Annotated in this window: 15 protein-coding genes and 1 pseudogene; 12 read left to right on the top strand and 4 right to left on the bottom strand. The window is 59.2% G+C overall.

Going from position 1 to position 18,696, the window contains the following annotated elements:
- Positions 1-2: 2 nt before the first annotated feature.
- The 3 genes from V7787_RS10470 to V7787_RS10460 are packed head-to-tail and all read left to right on the top strand — an operon-like array spanning position 3 to position 2,067.
- Complete coding sequence (locus V7787_RS10470) at positions 3-1,049, top strand: ABC transporter substrate-binding protein (RefSeq protein WP_198747257.1); 1,047 nt, start codon at positions 3-5, stop codon at positions 1,047-1,049.
- Positions 1,046-1,969: a homocysteine S-methyltransferase family protein gene (locus V7787_RS10465; protein WP_198747258.1), complete on the top strand. Its 924-nt coding sequence runs from the start codon at positions 1,046-1,048 to the stop codon at positions 1,967-1,969. The genes V7787_RS10470 and V7787_RS10465 overlap by 4 nt, the downstream gene beginning before the upstream one ends.
- Positions 1,966-2,067 (top strand): peptide-methionine (S)-S-oxide reductase, encoded by a 102-nt coding sequence (locus V7787_RS10460; protein WP_177410021.1) that lies wholly within the window; start codon positions 1,966-1,968, stop codon positions 2,065-2,067. Before V7787_RS10465 ends, V7787_RS10460 begins: the two co-directional genes overlap by 4 nt.
- Positions 2,068-2,314: 247 nt before the next feature.
- Here the strand turns inward: V7787_RS10460 and acuI are convergent, their stop codons facing one another.
- Positions 2,315-3,298 (bottom strand): acrylyl-CoA reductase (NADPH), encoded by a 984-nt coding sequence (gene acuI / locus V7787_RS10455; protein ID WP_064493299.1) that lies wholly within the window; start codon positions 3,296-3,298, stop codon positions 2,315-2,317.
- Between the two features lie 47 nt (positions 3,299-3,345).
- The gene (acuR, locus tag V7787_RS10450) at positions 3,346-3,978 is read right to left on the bottom strand and encodes an acrylate utilization transcriptional regulator AcuR (RefSeq protein ID WP_196766241.1); all 633 of its coding nucleotides are present in this window, start codon (positions 3,976-3,978) and stop codon (positions 3,346-3,348) included.
- 80 nt (positions 3,979-4,058) lie between these two features.
- On the opposite strand from acuR, the gene gcvA reads away from it, so the two are divergent.
- From gcvA to V7787_RS10425, 5 genes are all read left to right on the top strand, one after another.
- Positions 4,059-4,988 carry a transcriptional regulator GcvA gene (gene gcvA, locus V7787_RS10445; RefSeq protein ID WP_064493297.1) on the top strand — a complete coding sequence of 310 codons (930 nt, stop codon included), beginning with the start codon at positions 4,059-4,061 and terminating at the stop codon, positions 4,986-4,988.
- Positions 4,989-5,193: 205 nt separating this feature from the next.
- Positions 5,194-7,692 (top strand): CoA transferase, encoded by a 2,499-nt coding sequence (locus V7787_RS10440; protein WP_064493296.1) that lies wholly within the window; start codon positions 5,194-5,196, stop codon positions 7,690-7,692.
- A 126-nt stretch (positions 7,693-7,818) separates the two neighbouring features.
- Positions 7,819-8,976: an iron-containing alcohol dehydrogenase gene (locus V7787_RS10435; RefSeq protein ID WP_020191699.1), complete on the top strand. Its 1,158-nt coding sequence runs from the start codon at positions 7,819-7,821 to the stop codon at positions 8,974-8,976.
- Positions 8,977-9,021: 45 nt separating this feature from the next.
- Positions 9,022-10,518, top strand: a complete 1,497-nt coding sequence (locus tag V7787_RS10430) for a CoA-acylating methylmalonate-semialdehyde dehydrogenase (protein WP_064493295.1) — start codon at positions 9,022-9,024, stop codon at positions 10,516-10,518.
- A 314-nt stretch (positions 10,519-10,832) separates the two neighbouring features.
- The gene (locus tag V7787_RS10425) at positions 10,833-12,470 is read left to right on the top strand and encodes a BCCT family transporter (RefSeq protein ID WP_336087869.1); all 1,638 of its coding nucleotides are present in this window, start codon (positions 10,833-10,835) and stop codon (positions 12,468-12,470) included.
- A 420-nt stretch (positions 12,471-12,890) separates the two neighbouring features.
- Here V7787_RS10425 and V7787_RS10420 read toward each other — a convergent pair whose 3' ends face one another.
- A complete protein-coding gene (locus tag V7787_RS10420; RefSeq protein WP_064493293.1) occupies positions 12,891-13,847 on the bottom strand; it encodes an aromatic alcohol reductase in 957 nt (318 codons plus the stop codon).
- Between the two features lie 96 nt (positions 13,848-13,943).
- On the opposite strand from V7787_RS10420, the gene V7787_RS10415 reads away from it, so the two are divergent.
- Positions 13,944-14,402 (top strand): winged helix-turn-helix transcriptional regulator, encoded by a 459-nt coding sequence (locus V7787_RS10415; RefSeq protein WP_020191703.1) that lies wholly within the window; start codon positions 13,944-13,946, stop codon positions 14,400-14,402.
- A gap of 57 nt (positions 14,403-14,459) precedes the next feature.
- Here the strand turns inward: V7787_RS10415 and V7787_RS10410 are convergent.
- A pseudogene (locus tag V7787_RS10410) lies at positions 14,460-14,672 on the bottom strand (IS66 family transposase); the annotation flags it as partial.
- A 94-nt stretch (positions 14,673-14,766) separates the two neighbouring features.
- Between V7787_RS10410 and V7787_RS10405 the strand changes: the two are divergent.
- The 3 genes from V7787_RS10405 to tcuB all read left to right on the top strand — a co-directional run bounded on the left by V7787_RS10405 (position 14,767) and on the right by tcuB (position 18,441).
- Complete coding sequence (locus V7787_RS10405) at positions 14,767-15,687, top strand: LysR substrate-binding domain-containing protein (protein WP_020191705.1); 921 nt, start codon at positions 14,767-14,769, stop codon at positions 15,685-15,687.
- Between the two features lie 140 nt (positions 15,688-15,827).
- A complete protein-coding gene (gene tcuA / locus V7787_RS10400; RefSeq protein WP_064493291.1) occupies positions 15,828-17,282 on the top strand; it encodes an FAD-dependent tricarballylate dehydrogenase TcuA in 1,455 nt (484 codons plus the stop codon).
- Positions 17,263-18,441 carry a tricarballylate utilization 4Fe-4S protein TcuB gene (gene tcuB, locus V7787_RS10395; protein WP_104887484.1) on the top strand — a complete coding sequence of 393 codons (1,179 nt, stop codon included), beginning with the start codon at positions 17,263-17,265 and terminating at the stop codon, positions 18,439-18,441. The genes tcuA and tcuB overlap by 20 nt, the downstream gene beginning before the upstream one ends.
- Positions 18,442-18,696 lie beyond the last annotated feature (255 nt).

Here is an 18,696-nt window from a genome sequence, read left to right as displayed (position 1 = left end):
CCATGACTCGATTCCTTTCCCGCGGGCTTGCCGGGTTCGCTCTGCTGGCCGCGCTGGTGCCAGCGACAGCAAGCTTTGCCAAGGACAAGATCGTTATTGGCGAGCAGAACTGGACCGGCGCCATCGCCATCCAGTACATCCTCGGCGACATCATTTCCAATCGCCTTGACGGCGATGTTTCCTACCTGGCCGGTGATCTGCCGGTACTGTTCGCCGCCGCTGCCAAGGGTGACGGCTCGGTGGACGTGCTGACCGACATCTGGCTGCCGAACCAATCAGCAGCCTTCGCCAAGTACGTGACCGGCGGTACCCGTTCGCTGATCCCCAACAAGCAACCCTATGTCGGTGTGCAGGGTTTCTACATTCCGGGCTACATCCAGGATCGGTACAACGTGAAGTCGGTGTATGACCTGAAGAAGCCAGAGATCGCCAGGTTGTTCGCTCCGCTGGGAGGTGGCAAGTCCCAGCTATTGGTCGGGCCGGCAGGCTGGGAGTCGACCTACATCGGTCAGATCAAAGCCAAGGATTACGGTTTCGACGGCAACTTCGAGTCGGTCTCCACGGAGGCCTCGGTGACTTACGCCAAGCTTGATGCTGCCTACAAAGCCGAGCGTGGTGTGATTTTCTACGCCTACACACCGGACTGGATCTTCTCCGCCTATGACCTGCGCCGTCTTGATGAACCGCCATTCGATGGCTATGCCCAGGACAACAAGAAGGGCGACCCGCTGTACAAGGCTGACGGCTGCTGGAAATTCATCAGCCCGACCGTGGATGCCGACTGGCTCAACAAGAGCAGCATCACCTGCGCGTATCCCGATGCGAAGGTGCACATCCTCGCGTCTTCGGCGCTACGCCAGCGTGCACCGCGGATTTCCGCCTTTCTGGAAAACGTGAGTATCGATCCGGCATCCCTCAACGACCTGATCCTCAAGATCGAGCGTGAGAAGCAGCCGGCGGATGCGGCGGCCAAAGCCTGGGTCGCCGCCAATCAGGCGACCGTCGATCGTTGGTTGAGTGCCACTGGCACCCAGGTGGCTGCCCAATGACTCGACGTGCCTGGACGCTGCTCGATGGTGGGATGGGACGAGAACTCAAGCGGATCGGCGCACCCTTCCGGCAGCCGGAATGGTCGGCACTGGCGCTGTTCGAAGCGCCCGAATACGTGACGCAGGTCCACCGAGCGTTCATTGCCGCCGGGGCCAGGGTGATCACCACCAACAGCTATGCGGTGGTGCCGTTTCACATTGGCGAGGAACGCTTTGCCCGCTCCGGGCGGGCGCTGGCTGAACTGTCCGGGCGGCTTGCCCGTGGCGCTGCCGAGGAGGCGGGGGCTTTGGTGCAGGTCGCCGGTTCGCTGCCGCCGGCGTTGGGGTCGTATCGCCCGGACCTGTTTGATCCAGTCCGTTCCCAGGCCATCCACCGTGAATTGATCCGCGGCCTGGCGTCCCATGTGGATTTCTGGTTGGCGGAAACCCAGAGCTCCCTGGCCGAAGCGCGCGCCGTGCACGCGGCCCTGGACGGCGATGGCAAGCCGCTCTGGCTGTCCTTCACGTTACTCGATCCCGACACAGAGCACGCGGTGCCTTTGCTGCGCTCGGGTGAAAGCGTGCAGCAGGCAGTTCTGCTGGCCCTGGAACTGGGGGCCAGCGCCTTGCTATTCAATTGCAGCCAACCGCAGAGCATGGGCGCAGCGTTGCGCAGTGCCAGACAGGTGCTGAAGCAGGAAGCTCGCGAGTTAGCGCTGGGTGTCTATGCCAATGCCTTTGCGCCAGTACGTGAAGATGCCCAGGCCAACGAGACGCTGCTCGATATTCGTGCCGACCTAGGGCCTGAGGCGTACCTGCAGTGGGCGCAGCAGTGGGTCGAGGAGGGGGCGGGTATTGTGGGCGGCTGCTGCGGCATCGGTCCGGAGCACATCGCCCGACTTGACGAGCATCTGCAAGCCTGCAAGCAGGGGATGGAATGAGCGAAACAGAGGAGGCCGCGCTTGGCGAAGGCTGTTTCTGGCGGCTGGAGCGGGCGTTGCGCGAGCTTGGCGGTGTGATCGACAGCCGCGTCGGGTGAGGCAGACGGGCAGCGAAGTGCGCCTCGCCGTGAGCAGGCAGGCGAGCACCTCGCGATGCTCGCCTGTCTCGAGCCAAGTGATCGTCTTGCGGCCGCTGACCCTATGCGTAAGCACCTGGAACAAGCTCGCCGTCGTAAACTCGCAGTGGCGTTCTTCGAGGCGGTTGAGCTGCCTGTCAGGGCGTTTGTCCTGGCGGCCCTCGATAAGCATTGACCAGGGCTGCTACCCAAGTATCAAACAACCCTATCAGCTGTTTACGTCTACAATCATTCGACCCCGGTTTTTACCATCCATCAGATCATTAGCAGCGGCAATTGCGCCCTCAAGGCTAATTTCTCTGGTCATCAACGACAGTGTGTCGAGATTCAGCTGATCGGACAGCCTTTCCCAAGCCTCGACGCGCCGCTCGAAGGGCTGAGTGACGCTGTTGATGCCGAGCAGGCTCACCCCTCGAAGGATGAAAGGAGCAACGGTTGCCGGGAAATCCATTCCCTGGGCCAATCCACATGCAGCTACCAAGCCTTCAGACATTGTGCTTGCGCATGCATTGGCCAGGGTATGGCTGCCGACCGAGTCGATAACGGCTGCCCATTTTTCTTTCGCCAATGGACGCCCTGGGGCTGAAAGCTCGGCCCGATCGATGATGGTCGTTGCTCCCAGGCTTTTCAGATAAGCCTCTTCGCTGGCTTTACCTGTGGCTGCAGTGACGGTATACCCGGCACCGGCGAGAAGGCTAATGGCAAAGCTACCGACGCCGCCGGTGGCGCCTGTGACCAGCACCGGCCCATCGGAGGGTTTCAGCCCATGGCGTTCCAAAGCCATCAAGCACAGCATGGCGGTGTATCCAGCGGTGCCGATGGCCATGGCTTGGCGTTCGTTCAAGCGCTCAGGGTGGGGAATCAGCCAGTCGCCGTTCAACCTCGCCTTTTGAGCAAGTCCGCCCCAATGGCTTTCACCCACCCCCCAGCCATTGAGCAATACGCGATCGCCAGGTTTGTATCGAGGATCGTCACTCGCTTCGACAGTGCCCGCGAGGTCGATACCCGGCACCATCGGAAACTGCCGAACGACCGGCCCCCTGCCGGTGATTGCGAGCGCATCCTTGTAGTTCAAGGTGCTGTAGGCCACCTGCACCGTCACGTTTCCGCTGGGTAGCTGATCATCCTGCAGCTCGGTGAGTCGGGCCGAGTACTTGTCTTGCAGCTTCTCAATCAGAATGGCTTTGAACATGCTTTATCCTTATTTAGACCGACTGTCTTTAAATTGCCCGAAAGGAATCAACGAGTGATTCCCGTCAGAAAACCTTGGAAAAAAATGTCCAGGGGGCGGACATGCTGCGTCAGTCGTGCCCGAAGCACGGCACCCTCCCAGCCAACCCAGAAATAGGCCGCGAGGGCTTTGCAGTCATGTTCGCAAGACACCTCGCCCTGCTTGACCGCCTCCTCCAGGCAGGCTGACAAGCGCGCCTCCCAGTCCTGAAGCGTCAGTTCCAGTTGTTCACGGAAGCTGGCGGGCAGCACCAACACCTCCTGGCCAAGGTTACCGACCAGGCAGCCTCTGCGGAACTGGTACTTGGCCATCCCGACCTTCGCTTCTTCAACGAAGTTGGAAAGCCTTCGCAGCGGTGACACGCTCAGGTCGCTGAAGCAGCGATCGAGTTTTCGAGCGAAGTAATCGGCATAGCGCTGCAGTACCGCTTGGCCGAATGCTTCTTTGCTGTTGAAGTAGTGATAGAACGAGCCCTTGGGCACCTGGATACGTTTGAGCACGGTGTCGATGCCGGTGGCAGCGAAGCCTTGCTCGGTGAGGATTTCCATGCCGCAGCGCAACAAGAGCTCGAGCGTTTCGCCATGCTCACGCGCGATCTTGGGCGGTCGGCCCCTTCGAGGGACAGGTTTGGCGCTATTCATGCGTTGTAATTTAGACTGTTCGTCTCTAATGTCAACCGCAGAGCGATTCGATTCCCGATGAGCCTAGTGTTGGATGCGTTATGAAAAAGCGTTTGCCGCCCCTGAACTGGCTTCGAGCTTTTGAGGTTTCTGCCCGGCTATTGAATTTCACCCATGCTGCTGAGGAACTCAATCTCACGCAAGCCGCGATCAGTCAGCAGGTCAAAGCTTTGGAGTCGCAGTTAGGCCAAGCGCTTTTCAAGCGTCTTCCGCGGGGACTTGAGCTGACGGAGGCAGGCAAGTCCTACTTCCCGGTGGTCAGAGAGTCGGTTGAGCGCCTCGCTGCCTCGACGGATGAGATCTTTGGGCTGGGGCATCGAAGCGTGCTCAGCATCCGCAGCAGTCTGGTGTTCTTCACACATTGGATAGCCCCCCGATTACCCCGATTTGGAGCAAGACATCCGGATGTGAGCATTCGAGTTGCAAGTAACATCTGGGTAGATGAAACAGAGTTCGATGCCGATCTGGAAATCCGGTACGGGCAAGGGCGCTGGCCTGGCATGAAGGCTGAGCGCCTGACGTGGGACACGCTTGTGCCCGTGTGTTCACCTGCATTGATCACCGAGGAGCGCCCGTTGCAACGCCCTCAGGATCTTGCGCTGCACCCCTTGCTGCATGTGCTGGGCTACGAGGAAGGCTGGGGTTATTGGCTCAAGAAGAATAATGCAGAGAGCGTTGATTCGTCTCAGGGGATGCAGTTCGATACCCTTATTTCGGCATTGACGATCGCTGAGCTTGGCCAAGGCGTCGCTTTGGCGCGGTCTTCCCTGGTCAAGCATCTCCTGGACGAGGGCCGCCTTGTCGCCCCCCTTGGACGGCATGTACCGACCAAAGAAGCGTTCTACCTGGTTTATTCAGCTCACAGCATGGTCAATCCCGATGCGGCGGCTTTTGCCCAGTGGCTGTGCGAAGAGGCCCAGTCTTTCAAGGAGGCGTCCAGTGCTGAAGAGGACGGACATCCCCAGCAATAAGCAAAGCACCCGTGCAATAAAAAAAATGGCCCCTTAGGGCCATTTTTTATTGCTTTCGCGTTGCCTGCGAATTTCTGAAAGTAGCAAGCACATCGCAAGCCCTTGGAGGGTGCAGTCGTCCAGGGTCCGGTCAGTACGAGGTCTCAATAACAACAATAACCGCGCCGGCGAATATCGGCGGCCCGGGCTACCTAGGGTTATCCTCATGCAGCAAACCAACCAATTGCCTTTGCAAGGCGTCAATGTCATCGATTTCGGGCAGTACATCGCAGGCCCTGCGGTCGCGATGATCCTCGCTGATCTTGGGGCCACAGTCGTCCATATCGACCCCCCGGATGGGCCCCTATGGGACAGCCCGGCAAATGCCACGCTCAACCGCAACAAGCTGTGCATGCGCCTGGATCTGAAGGCGCCAGAGGGGCTGCAGCAAGCTCGCGAACTCATCTCCCGTGCCGATATCGTGATCGAAAATTTCCGGCCGGGGGTCATGTCCAGATTGGGCCTCGATTTCGCAGAGCTGCGACGTACTCGCCCTGAGTTGATCACCTTGTCGATTCCAGGGTTTGCCAGCGATGACGAGTTGCGCGCGCAATGGCGTGCTACCGAGTCGGTGATCGCTTCGGCCTCTGGTGTATTCACCGATATGGGCCAAAACCGCGTGCTGATGGGCATCAACCCTAGTTTCTCGCCACTTCCCCTGGCGTCAGCGTACGGCACCATGCTGGCTGTGTCGTCTGTGGTACTTGCTTTGCAGGCGCGTGAAAAGAACGGTGTTGGCGATCAGATCGAAGTGCCCTTGGCATCTGCGGTGATGGAAGGCCTGTCGTACAACTCGATCAAGATCGATGGTTACCCGCTGCGCTACAAGACCCTGCGTGAGAAGGAGAGCGAGCGTCGTCGGGCAGAGAACCTGCCGATGAACCTGAGCTACCAGGATTTGCAGGAGTACCTCGACCCGTTCTACCGGACCTATGAATGTGCCGATGGCCGTAAATTCTACGCCGTTTGCCCATCGCATCGGGAGCATGCCAAGCGCTGTTTGCAGGCTATGGGCATCTACGAAGAAATGGTTGCCGCCGGCTTGCCGAAGGTTGATGACCCCTACCTGCCGATTGATCAATGGGAAGGGAATGCATCCCTGGGCGTTTATCCTTTGCCTGCCGATTGGGCTGCACGTATCTCGGCTCGGATGAAGGACGTGTTCTTGACTAAAACCGCGGCCGAGTGGGAAGTCATCTTCGGTGAAGGGCGTTTCCCCGGCGCGCCGCACAGGTCTACCCAGGAGTGGCTCCATGACGAGCACTCGAATACTGCTGGTTTGATTGTCGAGGTCAATGATCGCGAGTTCGGCGTCATGAAGCAGCCTGGCCCAATTGCCTGGTTGGAAGGTTGTTCAGAACCCATGCTGAAGCCTGTTTCGCGTCGCGATGTGCGCTTCGAGGAAGCGATGGCAACGCTGTCTGAACGCCCTGTACGTGCATTGCCGCCTGCCAAGCTCGACAAGCCTGCCGGTTGGCTGGAAGGTGTCAAGATCCTCGACCTAACGAACGTGATCGCAGGGCCGCACTCGACATCGTTCCTGGGCCGCTTCGGGGCAGACGTCATCAAGCTCGACCCTGTCGTGCCCAATTATGATCCGTGGAATACCGTGGTCTTCGGCATGTCGTCGGCACGTGGCAAGGAAAGTGTTCTGGTTGATCTGAACAAGCCCGAAGGGCGGGACGTTTTCAATCGTCTGGTGCGGGAGGTCGACGTGATCGTCATGAACGCGCCTGATCGCCAACTGGCACCGCTGGGCCTGGATGAGGCGAGCCTGCAGGCGGTGAACCCTGGTGTGATCTTCTGTCAGCTTGACTGTTTCGGCGGCCCACGTCGCGGCCCTCGTACAGATTATCTGGGGTATGACGACCTGATCCAGGCCACCACCGGCATCATGCTGCGCTTTGGTGGCGGCATGGAAACGCCGGAAGAACATGCTCACGTTGGCACGATCGATGTGATGTGCGGGTTTGCTGCTGCGCTGGGCGTGGCAACAGCGCTTTATCGCAAGCATCACTCCGGGCAAGCTTACCGTGCTCGCACTTCACTGGCATCACTGGGCAATCTGGTACAGATCCCGTTCTGCTACGACTATTCAGGCCGGGCGCCCTTCAATGAGCCGTCCGGGCGGGACGTGGTTGGCTACAGCGACCTTTCCCGGTTCTACAAGACGGCGGATGGCTGGATCTACCTGGATGCCTGCGAACAGGAGTTGCACAAGTTCGCGGCAATCGATGAGCTCAGCGGGCTGGCGGCGGCCACTGATCGTGTTGCCTACCTGAAATCCGTCATCGGCCGCATGAGCAGTTCGGGTCTTCAAGCGCGTTTGCAGGCTGCCAACATAGCTGCTGCGGTACCGGACAACATCGATCACCTGCGCAGCCAGTACAGCCGTACCGCTGATGGCCTGCCGGGTACTGAGAATGGCAGCTACTCCTTCAGCATCTACAGCGACCATCCGAGCGGTCATCGGGTTACGCAGCTGGATCCTTATGCCATTCGCCCGCGGGTAGCGCGAATTCGAGCGCTGCCACCCGCTGAAAAGTTTGGCGCTTCGACTCGCAAGGTATTGGGCCGCTACGGCTATACCGAGGCGCAGATTCAGTCGCTCCTGGACGCCGGCGCAATCGGTGATTCCTGGAGTGAGGAATATCTGCCCAGCTGACTCCTGAAGGCTGGTCAAGGGGCGCGCCTTCGAGAGGTCCCCCTGGCTTGTCGACTTACCGTGCAAGCGAACACGAGCCAAAGGCTGCTCGCGGGCGCGTTCATGCCCAAGAAATGAGATAGAGCCATGACTTACAACAGCATCCTCCCACGTATCCTGCAAACCGGTGCCGGTGCCAGCCAGCAAATCCACCAGGTCCTGGCCAGCCTCGGCTGCCATAAGCCACTCATCATCACTGACCGAATGATGGTTGAGTTAGGTTATGCCGGTCGTATCAGCGCCGTTCTGGCAGAGCACGCAATAGACGTCGACGTGTTCTCCGACACGGTCCCCGAGCCTACTGTCGCTTCGATTCAAGCCGGCGTAGCAACCGCCAGGGAGGGAGGCTATGACAGCATCATCGCACTGGGCGGCGGAAGCCCGATCGACAGCGCCAAAGCGATTGGCATCCTGGCCAAGTTCGGCGGGGTCATGCGCGATTACAAGTTCCCGCGCAATGTCACCGAAATGGGTTTGCCGATCATTGCCATTCCAACGACTGCCGGCACTGGCTCCGAAGTCACCCGTTTCACCATCATCACCGATGAGTCGACTGACGAAAAAATGCTGTGCGTCGGCGCCGGCTTCATGCCTGTCGCAGCACTGGTCGACTATGAGCTCACGCTCTCGTTGCCGCCTCGCGTGACGGCGGACACCGGTATCGATGCGCTGACGCATGCCATCGAGGCTTACGTCAGCAAAAAAGCGAATCTGTTCAGCGATGCCCAGGCACTGGCCGCCATGCGCCTGATCGGGCCAAACCTTCGCAAGGTCTACCACGACGGGGCCGACCGTGTTGCGCGAGAGGCGGTCATGCTGGGGTCGACCCTTGCAGGTCTTGCTTTCTCGTCTGCGTCGGTTGCTTTGGTGCATGGCATGAGTCGTCCCATCGGTGCCGCATTCCATGTGCCTCATGGCTTGTCGAACGCCATGCTGCTCCCCGAGGTGACGGCCTTTTCAATCCCCGCTGCACGTGACCGGTACGCGGATTGCGCGCGTGCAATGGGCGTCGCTACTGAAAGCGATACGGATCAATCCGCAGTTGAAAAACTGCTGGAAGAGTTGGTGGCTATCAACGACGAGCTGAATGTTCCCACCCCGGCACAATTCGGAATTGATCGCGAAAAGTTCTTTGAACTGATGCCAACCATGGCCGCTCAGGCGCTGGCTTCCGGTTCACCTGGCAATAACCCGCGTGTGCCTACCGAGGCTGAGATGGTCGAGCTTTACCGCAGCCTTTGGTAGTCGAACAGCAACGCAATACTTGAATAACAAAAAGTGGAGTTTCACATGAATACTGTCGGTCATCTGATCAACGGCGAAGCCGTTCTCGAATCCAAGCGCACCCAGGATGTTTTCAACCCCGCCACCGGCCAAGTGGCTCGCCAGGTTGCGTTGGCATCAAGCCACACGGTAGAGCACGCCATCGCTACTGCCGAAGCCGCTTTTCCAGCCTGGCGCGACACGCCCCCTATCAAGCGGGCCCGCATCATGTTCCGCTTCAAAGAGCTCCTGGAACAGAACGCTGATGAGATCTGCAAGCTGATTGGTGAAGAGCACGGAAAAATTTCTCATGATGCGGCGGGCGAACTGCAGCGAGGGATTGAGAACGTCGAGTACGCCTGCGGGATCGCCGAACTTCTGAAAGGCGAACACAGCAAGAATGTCGGCCCGAACATCGATGCCTGGAGCGAGTTCCAGCCGCTGGGCGTGGTAGCAGGCATCACGCCGTTCAACTTCCCCGTGATGGTACCCCTGTGGATGATTCCAGTGGCTATTGCGGCGGGGAACTGCTTCATTCTCAAGCCTTCTGAGCGCGACCCAAGCTCTACGTTGTTCATTGCCCAATTGCTGCAGGAAGCAGGTTTGCCCAAGGGTGTGCTGAATGTGGTGAACGGCGACAAGGAAGCGGTCGACATCCTGCTGCGCGACGCGCGCATTCAGGCAGTCAGCTTCGTGGGGTCGACGCCGGTTGCCGAGTATATCTACGCCACCGCCACGGCCCACGGCAAGCGTTGCCAGGCACTGGGTGGGGCCAAGAACCACGCGATCATCATGCCAGATGCCGATATCGACAATGCGGTTAACCAGCTCCTGGGCGCTGCATTTGGCTCGTCCGGTGAGCGCTGCATGGCGCTGTCAGTCGCCGTTGCCGTGGGTGACGCGGCAGCTGATGCGTTGATCGCCAAAATGAAAGAAGCCATGAAAAACCTGAAGGTGGGCGCTTACACCGACAGCAAGAATGATTTCGGCCCGGTGATCACCCGGCAGCACCAGCAAAAAGTGGTCGGCTACATCAACAGTGCTGAAGAGCAGGGTGCCACGGTGGTTGTCGATGGACGTGAGCCAAGGGTCGCAGGCTACGAGGAAGGCTTCTTCGTCGGTGGCACGTTAATCGATCACGTTACCCCAGACATGCAAAGCTACAAGGAGGAGATCTTCGGCCCGGTTCTGCAGGTCATGCGTGTCAACAGCATGAAGGAAGCCATGGCGCTGATCGACACACACGAGTACGGCAATGGAACGTGCATCTTCACCCGAGACGGCGAAGCAGCTCGCTACTTCTCCGACAACATCAAGGTGGGCATGGTCGGCATCAACGTTCCTCTGCCTGTGCCCGTCGCTTACCACAGCTTCGGCGGTTGGAAGCGCTCGTTGTTCGGTGACTTGCATGCCTACGGGCCGGATGGCGTCCGGTTCTACACCCGACGCAAGACCGTCACCCAGCGCTGGCCGTCGTCAGGTGTTCGGGAGGGCGTTGAGTTCTCCATGCCGACGATGAAGTAAAGGCGGGACAAGATGTGTGCCTGACTGCCGTCGGGCACACATCTTTGTGTGGTGTTAAGGCTCACGCGTAGTCGTGCTGCCAGGGTTGTCATGTGCGGTTTTAGGTTTGTTTGGCTGTGCCGCTGAAATAATAATTAAATAAAATTAGAGGCGAATATGAATAATAAGCACAATATATGTTCGGGGAAGGCTGGCGGCCTTTCATTTCTCCAAGGGACTCGATCCGTTCGGGCAGGGGTTGCAATTCGTGCTTGACGTATTGGTATTCAACAGATGCTTGTTGTTGAGTCGAACGTTCTGAGGAGATATGCCAAATGAGTAAGTTAAAAGAGGGTGCCTCATTGGATGGTCGTGTATTTTGGCCATCGATTGCAGTGATACTCGGCGTCACGATTCCACTTATCGCATTTCCTGAGGCTGGGAATGCGGTGATAAATCAGATGTTTGCGTTTGCGACCGGGAAGTTTGGCTGGCTCTACCTGGTTTCCGGTTTGATGACTGTCGTCTTCCTGTTGTGGATGGCGTTCGGGCGCTACGGAAATATACGGCTTGGGCGAAAGAGTGATGCGCCAGAGTTTTCCTACTTTAGCTGGGTCGCGATGATTTTTTGTGGCGGTATCGGCATAGCCATTGTCAACTGGGCCTGGGTTGAGCCGATTTATTACTTTAATGGGCCTCCTTTGAATGTGGCTGCACACAGTCGTGAAGCGGCAGAGTGGGCGTTGACGTATGGGCAGTTCCACTGGGGGTTGACCCCGTGGGCATTTTACTGCTTGCCGGCATTGCCCATCGCCTATTCGATGTATGTACGCCGACAGCCTGGCGTAAGATTGTCGGTTGCTGCACGTGGCGTCTTGGGCGAGAAGTCGAATGGGTGGTTGGGAATCACACTTGATACGGTGGTGGTTTTCGGGATTGTTGGCGGTGTGGGAACATCCCTAGGGTTGGCCGTCCCGCTGGTCTCAACCCTGGCCAGCGACATTTTTGGAATACAGCAGTCCTTCGCATTTGACATGTGCGTTTTGGCGCTCTGGACATTGATGTTCGGCATGAGTGTCTGGTTTGGGCTGAGCAAAGGGATAAAGATACTTAGCGATATAAACGTCTATTTGGCTTTTCTGTTGCTTTTGTTCGCTGCCGTTGTCGGCCCAACCTTGTTGCTCATCAACGGTTGGGCAAACAGCCTGGGCCTGATGCTCAACAACTTCATCCACATGAGCCTGTGGACTGACCCTGTTGCGAAAGGTACGTTCCCTCAGGATTGGACCATTTTTTATTGGGCCTGGTGGATTGCTTATGCGCCCATGATGGGGTTGTTTGTTGCGCGTATTTCTCGAGGGCGCACAATCAAAGAGCTTACTTTGGCTGAGCTTGTGTGGGGAAGCCTGGGGTGCTGGGTTTTCTTTGCGGTCTGGGGAGGCTACTCGCTGAATCTTCAGCTCACAGGCGAGCTGGACGTCAGTGCGATTTTGTCACAGCAGGGTATACCGGCGGCTGTACTCGCCATTTTAAAAACAATGCCATTTTCAAGTCTTGTTATTGGCGCTTTCGTTCTGCTTTGCTTTGTGTTCCTGGCGACAACGCTTGATTCGGCAGCTTATGTGCTGGCGTCAGTGACATCGCGTGAGCTCAGCGGCTATGAAGAACCTCAACGCTGGCTACGGATTGTATGGGCGCTGTTACTGGCGGTGATTGGCATCGGTCTTCTCAAAGTAGGCGGGCTGAAAGCTGTTCAAACGTCTACCATTGTCGTTGCGCTGCCTTTGATACCTGTGCTTGGCGTATTGACCTGGTCGCTACTGCGCATGATTCGTGCCGACCTCACGCATGAACTGGCGTCCAGAGAAATTGTCCTGGAAGACGCGGTGACACTTGCCGATCTGCCGGAGGTTGATGTTTCGCGGGCGGTTGAAGCTGTTTTGGTTTCGACTCATCCTGAACCTAAATATTAAAGATTGACCTCGTGCTCTATTCGCAAAGGCCTAGGGTTTCCTAGGTCTTTGGTTTTCTCGCCGTCGCGCGGGTGAAGAGCGATCGAGTGTTCCCACTCAGGGCGATGCAAGCCTGTGTGGAGGGCAATGTCATGCGGCGGAGCCATAAGCAAAACAAACCCTTTGGGGTGTTTATTCTGATTTTTAGATGGTGGGGCGAGTGAGTATATTGATGGGTTTTTTCTGTGGTGTAGAGCGTTGTTTGTGTCGCAAAATGCTTTGTAATGTCGCTGGCGATCAACTGGTCTTTTGTGATGTGTCTTATGTTTTCGCAAACCGTTATCTACGTTGTAGGCAACGAGCTTTTCACTTATTTCGATAAGCGGGCTGCGAGAGAACGCCTGGTTTTAGCAACTCCCAGCCCGAGAACGTTCGTTCAGCCTACTGCCCGTATGCTGATGTGGTTGCCAGATTTGCACGGGCCCATGCCTCAGCGGTCGTGACCTGAATCGACTGCTGCGCATTGAAAGTGCCGGCTTTAGGCCATGCCACGCCTCTGCCTTGGGCGAAGACAGCGCGGTACTTCTTGATGTGATGCGTTGGGTCTTCCTCCAACTCTTGGAGCAAGTACGGCACAGTCCACACGTTGCGTTTGAACGGGCGGCCCAGTACACGTTCGAGGAGGCTCGCAACCTCTCCGTACGTCACGGTGTCGCCCGAGAGGTAGACAATCTGATTGCGGAAGCGAGGTTCGAAGAAAACGATCTCCGCTGTCAACGCGCCAATGTCATCTGGCGTCGTGAGCGTCACGCTGGTCTCAAGACTGCCTAGCGCGTTCACCGTATCGTTTTCGAAGTCAACCACCTCGAATACTGGCTCGAACAGAAAGCTGGTGAACATGCCCGTCGAGATGATTACCCATTCAGTTTTATCCTGGGCTCGAAGCAATTCGCGGACATCAAGCTGAGCATCGAACAAATCCTGAGGGCTGCCCCGACCGATTACCTCGAAGTCGACACCAAACTGCCACGGGAAGTAGCGCTTCACACCAGCCTTCAGGGCGGCGGTGGCCAGCTTCATTGGGGTTTCCCGGCCTGCAACCATGCCTGCACAGCCTATTACGGTATCGAAACGTGCGAATACTTCAGCCAGCTGATCGATTGAGTCATTCACGAGATCGGCAGCCACCATCTGGATCCCGAGGCCCCGAAGCTCATCGATTTTGACCTTTTTCTCGGGCACTTGCGTGTTGATGGTCGAATCTCTGAGCAGGACGCTGATTGTGGAACCGGGCGCGCGTTTTGCTAGTCGCGCAAGATTGCGCAGCACCGGCAGCCCAAGCTCACCGGCGCCTAGAACGAGGATGGATTGGGGGGGAAGCTGGGTCACTTCGGTCATGATTTCTCCTGAGAACTGTTGCCTGTAAGATGAACAAATGCTTGCACGATTAGGCAACGTTCGTAAGAAGGCACACCTGTGATACTTGAGAAAGCAATGACTGATCAGGAGGCGCTAAGCCAGGCAGAGACGATTTGCCGAACGCTTAGAGAAGACGATGATGGCGTCAGGCGAGAAGTGCTCGCTCACGCAGGCAGTCGCTGGTCGTTAGGTATTCTGCATGCCCTGGGGGTATACGGCACGATGCGCCATGCCGAAATAAAAAGGCAGATGACGGGGGTGACTCAGCGGATGTTAACCAAGACGCTGCGCTCCATGGAGCGGGATGGCCTGGTGCTTCGGCGGGAGTTCGGAGAGATTCCGCCACGTGTCGAGTATGAGCTCACGCCACTGGGTATGGGGCTGTTGATCCGCATGTCACCTGTCTGGACTTGGGTTGTCGAGAACGTTGAGGACTTCCGCAAGGCGCGGCGTATTTTCGACAGTCAGGATGACAAGAAGCCAGCGTGGCAAATACCTGCATCAACACCATTCCATTCAGACGCGGATGACTGAATGTAGCTCACAGGGGGTGAGAAGCCCTGTGCCCGTTCATGCATGCCAATTGAATCACAGGTCGAAGACCTTGCGATGAGCATGGGCCATGCAGCCGATTTTGATGATGCGCCCTCCCAAGCCGGCCATGTAGCCTGCGAAGTGATCGCAGACCAGGTTGCCGTTCCAGGTGCCCTGGAAGTTGCGCCCATGTTCGTCAGGACGGCTCGGGCTGAAGTGGATGACGTTGGCGTTGACGTCGTGGCTGATGGCGACGCTCCAAACCGTGGCGCCAGGCTGGAGGCATTCCTGCACTTTACCTTTATCTGTGCCAAAGCTTGATACTCAATGAGCCGCCGACCTTGCTGAATGGGAGATGCCTTTGATGGAGTTACGCCAGCTTCGTTACTTTCTGAGTGTGCTGGAGTGTGGCAGCCTCGGCAGAGCCGCGCTCGAAACGGGCGTTGGGGTATCTGCGTTGAGCCAGCAACTCACGAAGCTCGAAAGTGAGTTGAGTACCCGCCTGCTGACACGCTCTAGCGTTGGCGTCACGCCTACCGCGGCAGGTTTGGCATTTGAATACCATGCGCGCCTGACGCTGCGCCAGGCCGACTACGCCATGCTGGCTGCACGCAGTGGGCGTATGAGTGGGTACGCCAGCGTCGGTATGGCACCCACCACGGCTTCGGTGTTGGGGCTGGCGCTGATCGCCAGGATGCGCGAGCGCTACCCTGATATACGTCTTCATTTGGTGGAAATGCTGTCGGGCTACCTGGTGAACCAGCTCAATACTCGGCACCTGGACTTGGCGGTGTTGTTCCAGCTGGAGGCTGGCATGCGGCTGGATGCGCGGCCGCTGCTGGAGGAGCGGCTGTTCGCATTGGTTCCGGTAGCCTTGGTCAAGGCTGACTGGGGGACGTCGCTGACGTTGCAGCAGATCGCCTCGCTGCCCTTGGTGATGCCCAGCGCCCAGCATGGTCTTCGCGCCACGTTACGCGTCATCCTTGAGCGCGTCGGATTGGACGCGAATATCGTCATGGAGGTTGATGGCCTGTCGCTTCTCATGGATTGCGTCAGCGCAGGTCACGCCGCGACGATTCAACCCGGCGCCACTGTGGCCCGGGCCATGCAGGCAGGCCTGCGGGTGTTTTCAATCGACGATCCGCAAGCTCAGCGTCGCAACTTGGTGGTGAGCCTGGTCGATGATGAACTCTCGCCTGCTGCACTTGCCACGCGAATCGTGCTGCATGAAGTGTCCCGCGAATTGGTGCAGCAGGATCGCTGGCCAGGGGCGCGTTTGCTGTGAGCGCCTGCGAACGACCGTCCCTTTAGAAAAACTGAAGACCTCCCCCCTGCAATCGTGTTTCGCCCAAGGTACGCGACCCTCTAGAGTCCGGGGTCCGCGAGGAGCTGCCCAACCCTGGCTTCTCGCTCCCTGGAGGCGACATGATCGATGTACTTGTCATTGGCGGCGGCAATGCTGCCCTCTGCGCCGCGCTGATGGCGCGCGAGGCCGGCGCCAGCGTGATGCTGGTGGAAGCCGCGCCCCGCGCCTGGCGAGGCGGCAATTCCCAACACACCCGTAACCTTCGATGCATGCACGATGCCCCGCAGGACGTGCTGGTGGAGGCTTACCCCGAAGAAGAGTTCTGGCAGGATCTGCTGAAGGTTACTGATGGCCAGACCAACGAGGCCCTGGCGCGTCTGGTGATTCGTGCCTCGTCCGACTGCCGCGGCTGGATGCGCCGCCACGGCGTGCACTTCCAGCCCTCGTTGTCGGGTGCGCTGCACACTGCGCGGACCAACGCGTTCTTCATGGGCGGGGGCAAGGCCCTGGTCAATGCTTATTACCGCAGCGCCCAGCGGCTTGGTGTGCAGGTGCGCTACGACAGCCCGGTGTGCGATCTGGAGTTGCGCGATGGACGCTTCATCGCTGCCCACCTGGCGGCCCGCGACGTCGACGGGCGGCGCCTGCCCGCCGAGCGCATCGAGGCGCGCAGTTGCGTGCTGGCGGCCGGCGGCTTCGAGTCCAATCGCCAATGGCTGCGCGAGGCCTGGGGGCAGAATAATCGCGGCGAGTGGCCGGCGGACAACTTCCTTGTGCGGGGCACGCGCTTCAACGACGGCGCGCTGCTGCGGCGCATGATCGACCTAGGTGCCGACACCATTGGCGACCCGACCCAGGCCCACATGGTCGCCATCGATGCCCGCGCACCGCTGTACGACGGCGGTATCTGCACGCGCATCGACTGCGTGTCGCTTGGCGTGGTGGTGAACCGCGACGGCCAGCGATTCTACGACGAAGGCGAGGATTTCTGGCCCAAGCGCTATGCCATCTGGGGGCGCCTGGTGGCCCAGCAGCCTGGCCAGGTGGGGTTCTCGATCATCGACCAGAAGGCCCTGGGCCGCTTCATGCCACCGGTCTTCCCTGGCAGCCGCGCCGACAGCCTCGAGGCCTTGGCTGTAGCCCTCGGACTGCCGGTGCCTGCGTTTCTCGAGACCCTGCGCGCCTACAACCAGGCATGCCGCCCCGGCACGTTCGACCACACCCAGCTGGACGATTGCCGTACCGACGGCGTGCAACCGGTCAAGAGCCATTGGGCCTTGCCGATCGATAAGCCGCCGTTCTTCGGTTACCCGCTACGTCCGGGGGTGACCTTCACCTACCTCGGCCTGCGCACCGATGCCACGGCCGCCGTGCATTTCGCTGGGCGGCCCAGTCCCAACCTGTTCGTCGCCGGCGAGATGATGGCCGGCAACGTGCTGGGCAAGGGCTACACCGCCGGTGTCGGCATGTCCATCGGTACCGCGTTTGGCCGCATCGCCGGCACGCAGGCGGCGGCTGCCGCCGGCCATTGTATTTCCCCCCTGGAGGCCCAGCATGACTGTGCAAATGCCTGATCCCCACGTGTTCGAACCCGCCCCGCCACAGGCCGAGCTGATCCCGCTGCTGAACCTGGACGAGCAGGAGGTGGACCGGCAGATGCGCATCTGCAACGCCTGCCGTTATTGCGAGGGGTTCTGTGCCGTGTTCCCGGCGATGACCCGTCGACTCGACTTCGGCAAGGCCGACATCCACTACCTGGCCAACCTCTGCCACAACTGTGGCGCCTGCTTGCACGCTTGTCAGTACGCTGCACCGCATGCGTTCGCGGTGAACGTGCCGCAGGCCATGGCCAAGGTGCGCGGGCAGACCTACGCTGAGTACGCCTGGCCGGCCCGTTTCGGGCAGCTCTACCGGCGCAATGGCACCTTCGTCGCCGTGGCGTTGGCACTGGCGCTGTCGCTGTTCTTGCTGCTGGCCTTGCAGGTCAACGGCACTTTGCTGCCTGGGCGGCTGGCCGGAGATTTCTACGCTGTGTTCCCGCACAACACCTTGGCGCTCTTGTTCGGTGGCGTGTTCAGCGCTGCCGGGGTGGCGCTGGGCGTGGCGTTGAGGCGCTTCTGGCGCACGGTGTCGCCCACCCAAGCGCGGCAACCGGCCAACGGTGCGCTGCCGGAGGCGGCGAGCGCAGTGCTGACGCTCAAGTATCTGGATGGCGGCCATGGCCAAGGCTGCAACAACGCCGACGATCGCTACACGCTGTGGCGTCGACGCTACCATCACTTGACCTTCTACGGCTTCATGCTGTGCTTTGCCGCCACCGTGGTCGCCACCGGATATCACTACCTGCTGGGCCTGCATGCGCCATACCCGCTGCTGAGCCTGCCGGTAGTCCTCGGCACCCTCGGCGGTATCGGCCTGATCGTCGGGCCAGCGGGCCTGCTGGCGTTGAACCTGCGCCGCGCGCCAGAGCATGGCGACGCCGCGCAGCGCCCCATGGACCGTGCGTTCATCCTGCTTCTGCTGTTGGTCAGCACGACCGGTATGGCGTTGCTGGCCCTGCGTGACACCGAGGTGATGGCGATCCTGCTGGCCGTGCACCTGGGCACCGTCATGGCACTGTTCGTGACCTTGCCCTATGGCAAGTTCGCCCATGGCCTGTTCCGCAGTGCCGCGCTGCTGAAGTTTGCGATCGAAAAGCGCCGGCCCGACCCTCACAGCTTGGGCGGGGACTGAACCCTGCCGGGGATGCGATGCGACACCGTGTGTTCGGCCTGGCGAGCAACGCAGTGGCCACCGTGCTGATCTCGCTGTCCGAGGGTGCCTGAGAACGCGAAACCCTGCTGCGTCGCCTGAAGGGTCCGCCGAACCTCATCGCCACGGCCGACCGAACCGTACACCCCGCATTGACACAAACGCCTACCTGGCATCAAGCGATGCCGGGTGGGGAAGGGGGCCGTCTACCCGTCGGGCGGCCACATAGACAATAAG

This window comes from Pseudomonas sp. CGJS7, from assembly GCF_036961695.1.
The sequence above is the reverse complement of the archived record's forward strand: the minus strand, read 5'-3'. Positions and strand labels throughout refer to the sequence as shown.